The organism is Nocardioides sp. (assembly GCF_034670285.1).
Classification (GTDB): domain Bacteria; phylum Actinomycetota; class Actinomycetes; order Propionibacteriales; family Nocardioidaceae; genus Nocardioides.
In genome coordinates this window covers 1-9,493 of record NZ_JAXMNS010000111.1, presented here as the reverse complement: position 1 = coordinate 9,493, position 9,493 = coordinate 1, and the positions used below count along the sequence as shown (strand labels likewise).

The following is a 9,493-nucleotide window of genomic DNA, read 5'->3' as shown; positions in this document are numbered from 1 at the left end:
TCTCTGCTGGTCGGGCCACACGTACGCCGTCAGCCCGAGCCGGCCCTCGGTGGTGGCCACGTCGATCGGCATCACGTCGCTGCCGAGCCGCTCCACCAGCCGCGGCCACGGTGCGGCGAGCGGCACGTCGCCGGTCCACGCACCCTCCAGCACGACGGGCGACCCGGCAGGCCCGGCCGAGCGGCCGTCGCTCGAGGTGTAGCGGAAGCGGTCGGCGAGCAGGTTCAGCCCCGCCGAGGAGCCGATCTCGGCGAGTCGGACCGGCAGGTCGCCGTGCTCGGTCGTCAACGCCAGCAGCCCTGCCATCAGCGCGGCCGAGCGACCGACCTCGTTGGTCTGCGGCGGCCGGTCGAGCCACTCGCGCACGGCCTGCGGCTCGTCGGCCAGCAGGGTGCGGAAGGCCGCCCAGCCGCCCTCGGTCTCCCAGGTGCCGCCGACGCTGGGGTAGAAGGTCGCCAGCGCGCCGGCCCGCCGCTCCAGCACCAGCCGGTGCACCGAGCCGAGCAGACGCAGGGCGGTCGCGGAGGGTCCGGGGGCGTCGACGTGGTCGGCGAGCACCTCGGCGCTCGGTCCACCGTCCTCGAGGTCGAGGGCCACCCGCTCCAGGAGCGCGGCATACATCGGCGAGCCCAGGGACTCGCAGGCGACCGCCTGGCGTCGGACGCTCTCGACGAGGTCCATCAGCGTGCCTCGAGACCCAGCTCGCGCGCCAGCGGGTCTGCCAGCGTCTCGGCGTAGGCGGTGGTCATGTGCTCGCTGTCGCGCATCGTCACGTAGCGCCCGACCACCGACGGGCACAGCCGGCGGTGGCAGAACCACTTCTCGGCGTCGACCACCGCGACCCCGAGCCGCTCGGCCACCCGCTCGAAGCCCCGCTGGTAGCGCCGCGCCTCCGGGCCGGGCTCGAAGAGGCAGGCGCCCAGGTCGGGGGCGCCTTGGGACAGACAGACGCCCGGCTCGCGCGGCAGCTTGGGCGTGTTGGCGACCAGGGCGACCCTCGGCGCGAGGTCCTGGAGCAGCTCGAGCTCGCGCCGCATGCCGTCCATCTGGACGGCGTGGAACTTCGCCGGTCGGTTGAAGCCGACGACGCTGGTGCCGTCGAGCGCGACGACCTTGGGCAGCGCCGCGCTGGCGACGACCACGAGCTCGGGGTCGAGGTCGGCGATGGTGTCCAGCGCCCAGTCCTTGAAGTCGTCGCACTCCGGCCACGGCCGCTTGGTCTCGGGATCCAGGCGTTGCGCCTGGCTGGCCGGGCAGCCGGTGTAGACGAGGTTGTAGGCCGTGTAGCCGTGGCGCTCGGCGATGAGGTTGGTCGCCGGCGTCCAGGCTCTGGCATGGGAGTCGCCCAGCACGACCAGCGAGCGGCCGGCCGCGGTGTCACCGACCGGGCACAGGTCGTGGGTGCCCACCCGGTAGTCGCACTCCCCCAGCGGCGCGGTGTCCTGACGGATCCCCGTCAGCGGCGGCACCAGCGCCCCGGGCACCGCGCGTCGCTCCTGGGCCGCGAGCACGGACGCCTGCACGATCGCGAGCGCGGGGTCGTCGCTGAGCGGCGGCCCGTCGACGCGGTCGGCGTACTCCGCCGCGGTGATCGCCGGGTTGTCGGCGTTGGCGTCCAGTCGACGCTCGACCCAGACCTGGCTCACCACCAGCGCCATCAGCAGCGCCCCGACGCTGGCCGGGTAGAGCGCCACGGCCACGCGCGGCACCCGCCACCAGCGCCCGCGACGGAAGGGCTGCTCCACCAGGTAGAAGGTCAGGGCGCTCAGCACCACCACGGCGACGAGGACGACGACCAGGTGCCCCGGCGACAGCGTGCGCTCACGCCAGTAGGCGCCGGCGATGCGCAGCACCGGGAAGTGCCAGAGATAGAGCGAGAACGACCAGTCGCCGATCACCCGGGCCGGGCCGGTGGACAGCAGCCGCGCGACCCCGGTGCGCTCCCCGCCGTCGAGTCCGCCGACCCCGAGCAGGACCACCGCGCCGAGCACCGGCAGCAGGGCCGCGTAGCCCGGCATCGCGGTCTGCTCGTCGAAGCGCAGGACCGCCGCGAGGATCGCCAGCAGCCCCAGCACCGCGCCGACCTCCAGCGCCCAGCGCGGCAGCCGCACTCGCGGCGCGACCCCGAAGAGCAGCGCGAGGAGCGAGCCGAGCCCGAGCTCCCAGGCGCGGGTGAGGCTGGAGAAGTAGGCCGAGGCCGGCGAGGCGTAGGTCGCCCACAGCGACCACGCGAACGACGCCAGCGTCACCGCTCCGAGGGCGACCAGGGCCAGCGACCGCACCGACGGCGAACCCGCACCGCGCCGTCGTACGACCACGGCGAGCAGGAGCAGCAGCACCGGCCAGACCAGGTAGAACTGCTCCTCGACGGCCAGCGACCAGTAGTGCTGGAGCGGCGAGACGGGCTGGTCGGTGGCGAAGTAGTCGGTCTCCACGGCGGCGAAGCGGAGGTTGGCGGCGAAGAACGCCGACCACACGGCGTCCTTGAAGATCTCGGTCGTGCGCAGCACCGGCAGGAAGCTCGCGGAGGCCACGACGGTGCCGACGAGCACCACCGTGGCCGCCGGGAGGATCCGGCGCGCTCGACGGGCATAGAAGTCGAGCAACGAGACGCGGCCGGTGCTGGTCGCCTCACGCAGCAGCAGTCCGGTGATCAGGAAGCCGGAGATGACGAAGAAGACGTCGACACCGACGTAGCCGCCGGAGAACCCGGTCAGGCGCGCGTGGCCCAGGATGACCAGGACCACGGCCACCGCACGCATCCCCTGGACGTCGCCCCGGAACGACGAGCGGGTCGGGCGGGGCACTTCGGACATCGTGGGGCTCTCGACCTCTCGGTGGGCAGGCTTGGCGAGATGGTGCCACACGCGCGGGCGCGCAGCGAAGAACCCGCCGAGGCACGCTCGTGGCGTGCCTCGGCGGGTTCGGGTGCGCCGGGTGGAGCAGAAGGCGTCAGGCCTTCTTGTACTCCTTGAGCATCGAACGACCGATGATCATCTTCTGGATGTCGGCCGTGCCCTCACCGATCAGCATGAAGGCGGCCTCGCGGTACAGGCGCTCGATCTCGTACTCCTTGGAGTAGCCGTAGCCACCGTGGATGCGGAACGACGCCTCGACGACCTCGTTGCAGTACTCCGCGGCGAGGTACTTGGCCATGCCGGCCTCGACGTCGTTGCGCTCGCCCTTGTCCTTGAGGCGGGCGGCACGGACCATCATCGAGTGCGCGGCCTCGACCTTGGTCGCCATCTCGGCGAGGCGGAAGAGGATCGCCTGGTGCTCGGCGATCGGCTTGCCGAAGGTCTCGCGGGTCTGGGCGTAGTCGATGCCGAGCTCGAAGGCGCGGTTGGCGATGCCGCAGGCGCGGGCTGCGACGTTCACACGGCCGACCTCGACGCCGTCCATCATCTGGTAGAAGCCCTTGCCGGCCTCGCCACCGAGGATCTGCTCGGCGCCGATCTGGTGGCCCTCGAAGACGGCTTCGGTGGTGTCGACGCCCTTGTAGCCCATCTTGTCGATCTTGCCGGGGATCGTCAGGCCGGGAGCGGTCTCGCCGAAGCCCTCCTCCTTCTCCACCAGGAAGGTCGACATGTTCTTGTAGACGCTCTCGGCGCCCTCGTCGGTCTTGACGAGCACGGCGATCAGGTTGGACGAGCCACCGTTGGTGAGCCACATCTTGGCTCCGTCGATGGTGTAGCCGCCGTCGTCGTTCTTGGTGGCCTTGGTCTTGATCGCGGCCACGTCGGAGCCCAGGCCGGGCTCGGACATCGAGAACGAGCCACGGATCTCACCGGTGGCCATCTTGGGCAGGTACTTCTTCTTCTGCTCCTCGGTGCCGTGCTGCATGATCATGTAGGCCACGATGAAGTGGGTGTTGATGACGCCCGAGACGCTCATCCAGCCGCGCGCGATCTCCTCGACCACGAGCGCGTAGGTCAGCAGCGACTCGCCGAGGCCGTCGTACTCCTCGGGGATCATCAGACCGAAGACGCCGAGCTCCTTGAGACCGTCGACGATCTCCTGCGGGTACTCGTCGGCGTGCTCGAGCTCGGTGGCGACCGGGATGATCTTCTCCTCGGTGAACGTGCGCACCGCCTTGAGGATCTGGATCTGATCCTCGGTCAGTCCCTCGGTCTCACACAGTCGGGTCATCTTCGAGCTCCTTCATTGCGGGGCGTGACGGTGGTCGGCGTTGCCGGCGGATCGGGCGTCCACGTCGACTGTGCGATATTACCGGCGAGTACGGAACACCCTTGGGGTGCCCTCCGGATCGTGGGACCGCTCTGTCATAGTCTCCCACCATGACTCGCCGCTGCTTCCTGCACGTCGGCAGTCCCAAGACGGGGACGTCGTACCTCCAGAACGTGCTGTGGCAGTCGCGGACCGCGCTGGCCGACCAGGGCATCGGTCTCCCGCTGCGTCGCAACGACCACTTCTTCCTGACGTTGCACCTGCGCGACGTCTACGCCCCCGCCTCCGACCCGGCCCGCGCCGCGGACGTCCTCCAGCGTCTCGACGCCGCGCTGGCACGCGCCGAGGGTGACGTGCTCATCACTCACGAGCTGCTCTCGGTCGTCTCGCGCGAGCAGGCCGACGCCTTCCTCGCCCGCCTGGGCGACTTCGAGGTGCACGTCATCGTGACCACGCGCTCCCTCGACCGTCAGCTGCCCTCGGAGTGGCAGCAGTTCGTCAAGACGCGCCACACCGGCACCTACGAGACGTTCCTGCGCGAGGTGCGCACCGATCCCGAGCACCGCTTCTGGAGCGGGCAGGACTTCGCCGCCGTGGCCGACACCTGGGGCGGCTCGCTCCCCCCCGAGCGCGTCCACGTCGTCACCGTGCCGCCCAGCGGCGCAGCTCCCGACGAGCTGCTCCGCAGGTTCTGCTCGATCATCGACGTCGACGCCTCCGCACTCGACGCCGACGTCGCGCGCGACAACGCCTCGATCGGCTACGAGCAGGCCGAGCTGCTGCGCCGGGTCAACCGCACGCTGGGCAAGCGACTGCGGGCCAACCGCTCGGCGTACGCCCGCACCGTGAAGTTCTGGTACGCCGAGCAGGTGCTCGCGCGGCAGTCGGGTCAGCGACTCGTGCTGCCCGCTGCCGAGCAGGAGTGGTGCGAGCGCGCGTCGCGCGACCAGGTCAAGCGTCTGACCGCGGCCGGCTACCACCTCGTCGGAGACGTCGAGGACCTCGTGCCGGTCTGGCCCGAGCGCGCGACGCCCGAGCTCACGGCGAGCGACGAGCGGCTGCTCGAGGTCTCGCTGGAGGCGATGGCGGGGATGCTCGTGCAGCGCCACGCCGACCTCGACGTCATCCGTGGACTGCGTCAGGACCTGCGCCGCGCCCGCAACCAGGCCGCACCGGGCGCCGCAGCCCCCGGACTCGCCCGGCGCGCACTGTCGCGGCTGCGCCGCGCACGCGCCTAGCCACCCCCTCGACCGGACCCGACAGAGCGCTCAGTCGCGACGGCCGCGCAGTCGCGCCCACCGCGCGGCGACGCGGCGTCGCAACCCGGAAGCGGTCACCCTGGCAGTCACCGTGGAGCCGGAGGCCCGTGCCACCCGGTTGGCACGCACCTCGCGCCGCCGGTCCATCTCGTCGCCGATCACGATCGCCAGGGCCTTCGCGGCCACGTCGGCGACCTCGGTGGCCGGGGGCTCGGTCGACGTGCCGGCAAAGCTCCGGTCGTCGGGGTAGAGGTCCTCGAGGTCGCCGACGATCTCGAAACCCTGGGCCGCGAGGTAGTCGATGTGGCGTCGAGACGTGCTCTGGAGCCACTCGCGGAACGACTCGGGGACGGCGATGCGCTCCCCCGGCTGCTGGGCGAGGATCCGGGTGGACAGGTAGCGCTTGCCGACGTCGCCGTAGATGTCGCGCTTGCGGTGGGTGGGCGCGAGCTCGGCGTTGACCCTCCGCAGCACCTCGGCGCCCACGTGCTTGAGCCCTTCGTTGACCCGGACGACGTCGGTGGTCAACGAGGCGGGGTCGACTCCGAGCACCTGGCAGAAGCGGTCGAGCAGCAGCGTGGGGTCGCTGCCCGAAGGCGGCACGGTGACCACGTGGATGCGCTCGCTCGGCACGTGGTCGTTCCACGCCGCCAGCAGCCTCGGCACGTCCTTCTGGCGCCACAGCCCATGACCGGGGGTGTCGTCGTGTCGGCGCAGCTTGCTCAGGTAGGTGTCGAAGGGTGCGCTGGCGCCGGCCTTCAGCGACTCCTGCCACGCCGAGGGGATCTGCCGGGCGAGATCGCGCAGCGTCACGACGACGTGCACCTCACGATCACCGCAGGCTGCGAGGAGACGTCGGATCTGCTCGGGGTCGGCGGGCGCGAGCGACTCCTCGGTGAGGAGCGCAGCGGGCGCCTCGGTCTCGGCGAGCACCTGCGCGAAGTGGTCGACCGACTCCGCGACCTCAGGCGGGTCGAAGTCGGGCCGGAAGCGACCGCGCACGTCGAGCATCACCCAGAACGTGCGTCGCTTGCTCGGTGGGACGACGGCGACGCCCTGAGCGGCGAGCTCGTCGATCGACTCGAAGACGATGCTCTGCAGGTAGGAGGTGCCGGTCTTCTGGAGGCCGACGTGGAGGAAGAGGCGCCCGGTCGTGGCTGCCACGGTCGGGCTCAGAGACTCTGGTGGTAGCGGTCGAGGATCTCGAGGGCCTCGGCGTTGTCACCGCGCACCAGCGGCACCAGCAGCTCGGTGACGAGGTCGGTGAGCTCGGCGACACGCAGACTGGTCTGCCGGCACTCCTGGACCTCCTCCTCGAGGACGGCGATCCGTCGCTTCAAGGCCAGTGGCGACACGGCCGACAGCTTGTCGGCCACCGTGCGGACGCGCCCCGGGGCTTCGTCGTCTTCGATCATGATCTTGTCCTCACCGCTGGGTCACGCTCGGGGTGGCCAGGCCACTCGGCGACCATACGACACAGCGTCGAGGCCCCCTTCGCAGGGCTCGCGGGCCGTTCCTCGCAGTAGGTGATGCGGGCCCCGGCGGCCTTCAGCTCCTCCTCGACGACCTCGCGGGACAGCTCGCCCACCTGGTTGTCGACGCCGTAGCCGTCGTCGCCCTCGACGGACATGAAGAAGAGGTAGAACCGACCGTCGCCGTCGCTCAGCATGCTCTTGGCCGTGCGCCACAGCGCTCGCCGGCCAGCCGCCGAGGTGGCGTCGGCCAGGTGCCGGGCGAAGAGGATCCGAGGTCCCGGCAGGAGGGCGCCACGGACGGCCGCGACGGCCACGTGACGGTCCTCGAGCATGTTGAAGGTCCGGAAGTCCGGGCCGGTGCCGGGCTCCCAGGCGCGCGCCTGGTGGCGGAAGTAGAAGCGGCTCTGGTCGAGGGCCAGCACCGGCACCCCCTGCTCGGCGACGTACGACGCCTCCCGACCGCGACCGCAGCCGAGATCGACGAAGGAGGCCATGTCGGGCTCGGAGTCGACCACCCAACGGGCTGCCTCGGCGACATGACGGCGTCGGCCGAAGGCTCCGGAGAGGTAGAGCCGGTCCCAGGTCGAGCGTCCGACCCGGGTGCCACGGAACCAGCCGTTGAGGCGGCGTGAGGTCGTGGTCGGGGTCTCGAAGTGGAAGGCGGGGTCGGGCGTGCGCCACGCCTCGCCGTAGGTCGCGACCAGGAGCCGGTCGGGGTCGGCGGGCACGGGGAACGAGCGGCCCTCGAGGACCGCGGTGGTGAGCGGGAAGATCCACTCGCGCTCGAACGGCGTCCGGATCTCGCCCAGCAGATGCAGCTGGCCGTCGCGCAGGAAGCCGCCGAAGAGATCGAGGCCGCGCACGGCTCCGTCGCTCTCGACGACGTCCACCTTGATCGCCGCACCGGAGTAGCGCACGACCTGGTAGCCGCGAGCGCGCAGGGCGCGCTGCAGGGCGAAGCTCTCGACGACCACGTCGGCCGGGTCGCTGTGGCGCGAGACGTAGCCGAGGTCGGCGTCGCTGTCGTGCCCGATCAGCTTCTGGTCGCGCACCGCTCCCAGGAGCGTGCCGTAGGTCAGGAACGCCTCGATGCCGCACTCGGCGACGACGTCGATGACCTCCTGGATCGAGTCGAGCAGGGGCCGCACGGCCTCGTCGCTGCGGCCCTCGAAGGTCTCCACACGTCGGAAGTACTTGTCGAGGGCGATGGGACGCCCCCGGCCGTTGACGATCGCGATGGGCTCGTCGGACTCCCCGAACGTGACCGCGTCGTCGAAGAGGACGTCGTCGACGCCGTGCTCCTGCACGGTGATCCGGGCCCGACCGTCGAGGAAGTCGGTCAGGGTCTCGGGCCAGGGCACCAGGTGGTCGAGACCGCTGCGGCCGCCGTCGCGGTGGAGCCAGAACGACCAGATCCGACGGCCGTCGAACGACACGTCGAGGATGGCCTCGTCGCGCGATCGTGCGCGCACGCCCTCGCCATCGACACGCACCCGCGACACAGTCATCGGGGCACCATATCGGCCGCTCCCGGGCACGGACTCCCTGGGCCGGGACCGGGGCCGGGACCGAACCAGGCCGGGACCGGAGGGAGCCTCAGCCGAGGCTCGCGACGAGGTCGCTCGCCTCCTGGAGTGCGTTCTCGCCGACGCTGCGGGTCACCGACGTGGTCCGTTCGACCACCGCGGCCGTGAGCCACCGGTCGACGTCGAAGCGGACCGACCACGAGCCGGCTTCCTCGCCGGTCAGCATGAGGGTGCGCGGAGTCGAGGCGGCGTCCCAGGTCCGGGCGCAGCTGCCGGTGCAACGACGCACCCAGCTCGAGGCCTGACCGGTCTCGCTGAGCTGCTGGGCGAGCTTGTTCTCCACCTCGGAGAGCGGCTTGCCGACGATCGAGACCTGTACGGCGACGCCACGTCGCGCGGCCGCCACCAGGCGGGCCCGGACGGCGTACAGGTCGACGCGACGCGTGACGAGACGGATCGCACCGCCGGCAGGGACCGAGTTGATCCCGACCTTGATGCTCTTGAGGACCGAGCGCCGCTCGGCCGCGCCACCGGCCGGGTTGCTGCGCACCGACACGCTCTCGGACTCGAGGTCGCCCAGCCAGGACAGGCCGGCGACGACCGCGTCGTGGTCGGACTTGAGCTCGACCGGGTAGTGGCGGTCGGCGACGAGGGTCTCGGCGCCGCGGTTGAACACGTAGTCGATCGTGGCGCCGTGGTGGTCACCGGTCGGGAAGAAGTTGCCCAGGGTGTCGAAGGTCGGGGCGAGACCCGTCGGGTCGATCAGGTCGCGCGGGTAGCGCCCGCTCTTGTAGTGCACGTTGAAGTCGCCACCCACCAGCACCGGGCCGGCCGGCGCGAGCCTGGCGGTGAGGACCGCGAGGCGCTTGATCGAACGACGCAGGAGATCCGGCATGTTCTTGTCGAGCGGGGCGATGTGCACCGAGACGACCGAGACCGTGCGGCCCTCGACGTCCTGGAGGGTCACCCAGTTGGCGAAGCGACGTCCGATCTCGACCACGCGCCCCTTGGGCTTGCCGCGCCAGTTGGAGATCCGGAAGACGCC

General features: G+C 71.1%; 8 protein-coding genes. 1 reads left to right on the top strand and 7 read right to left on the bottom strand.

Translation table 11 applies throughout. The annotated features are described in order from the left end of the window. The 3 genes from VOI19_RS07575 to VOI19_RS07565 form a co-directional block, all read right to left on the bottom strand. Positions 1–681, bottom strand: a 681-nt coding sequence (locus VOI19_RS07575) for a DUF2332 domain-containing protein (RefSeq protein ID WP_323792353.1), incomplete at its 3' end; no start/stop codon positions are given. Next, entirely contained in the window at positions 681–2,816 is a 2,136-nt protein-coding gene (locus tag VOI19_RS07570; protein ID WP_323792352.1) for an acyltransferase family protein, read from the bottom strand. The genes VOI19_RS07570 and VOI19_RS07575, both read right to left, overlap by 1 nt. A 136-nt stretch (positions 2,817–2,952) precedes the next feature. Beyond that, entirely contained in the window at positions 2,953–4,149 is a 1,197-nt protein-coding gene (locus VOI19_RS07565; RefSeq protein ID WP_323792351.1) for an acyl-CoA dehydrogenase family protein, read from the bottom strand. Positions 4,150–4,298: 149 nt separating this feature from the next. Here VOI19_RS07565 and VOI19_RS07560 point away from each other — a divergent pair, with 149 nt between their 5' ends. Further along, positions 4,299–5,426, top strand: coding sequence for a hypothetical protein (locus VOI19_RS07560; protein ID WP_323792350.1), 1,128 nt, complete (start codon positions 4,299–4,301; stop codon positions 5,424–5,426). A gap of 30 nt (positions 5,427–5,456) precedes the next feature. On the opposite strand, the gene VOI19_RS07555 is transcribed toward VOI19_RS07560, so the two are convergent. The 4 genes from VOI19_RS07555 to VOI19_RS07540 all read right to left on the bottom strand — a co-directional run. Next, complete coding sequence (locus VOI19_RS07555; RefSeq protein WP_323792349.1) at positions 5,457–6,611, bottom strand: hypothetical protein; 1,155 nt, start codon at positions 6,609–6,611, stop codon at positions 5,457–5,459. Between the two features lie 8 nt (positions 6,612–6,619). Continuing rightward, on the bottom strand, positions 6,620–6,862 hold the full coding sequence (locus VOI19_RS07550) for a DUF6752 domain-containing protein (protein ID WP_323792348.1): 243 nt from the start codon (positions 6,860–6,862) through the stop codon (positions 6,620–6,622). Continuing rightward, entirely contained in the window at positions 6,859–8,430 is a 1,572-nt protein-coding gene (locus tag VOI19_RS07545) for a hypothetical protein (protein ID WP_323792347.1), read from the bottom strand. Before VOI19_RS07545 ends, VOI19_RS07550 begins: the two co-directional genes overlap by 4 nt. An 88-nt stretch (positions 8,431–8,518) precedes the next feature. Next, a partial coding sequence (locus VOI19_RS07540) for an endonuclease/exonuclease/phosphatase family protein (RefSeq protein WP_323792346.1) occupies positions 8,519–9,493 on the bottom strand: 975 nt, incomplete at its 5' end.

Excerpts from the sequence above, each read along its gene's own strand:
- VOI19_RS07565 (WP_323792351.1), bottom strand. The coding sequence starts at position 4,149 with ATGACCCGACTGTGTGAGACCGAGGGACTGACCGAGGATCAGATCCAG.
- VOI19_RS07545 (WP_323792347.1), bottom strand. The coding sequence starts at position 8,430 with ATGACTGTGTCGCGGGTGCGTGTCGATGGCGAGGGCGTGCGCGCACGA.
- VOI19_RS07550 (WP_323792348.1), bottom strand. The coding sequence starts at position 6,862 with ATGATCGAAGACGACGAAGCCCCGGGGCGCGTCCGCACGGTGGCCGAC.
- VOI19_RS07570 (WP_323792352.1), bottom strand. The coding sequence starts at position 2,816 with ATGTCCGAAGTGCCCCGCCCGACCCGCTCGTCGTTCCGGGGCGACGTC.
- VOI19_RS07560 (WP_323792350.1), top strand. The coding sequence starts at position 4,299 with ATGACTCGCCGCTGCTTCCTGCACGTCGGCAGTCCCAAGACGGGGACG.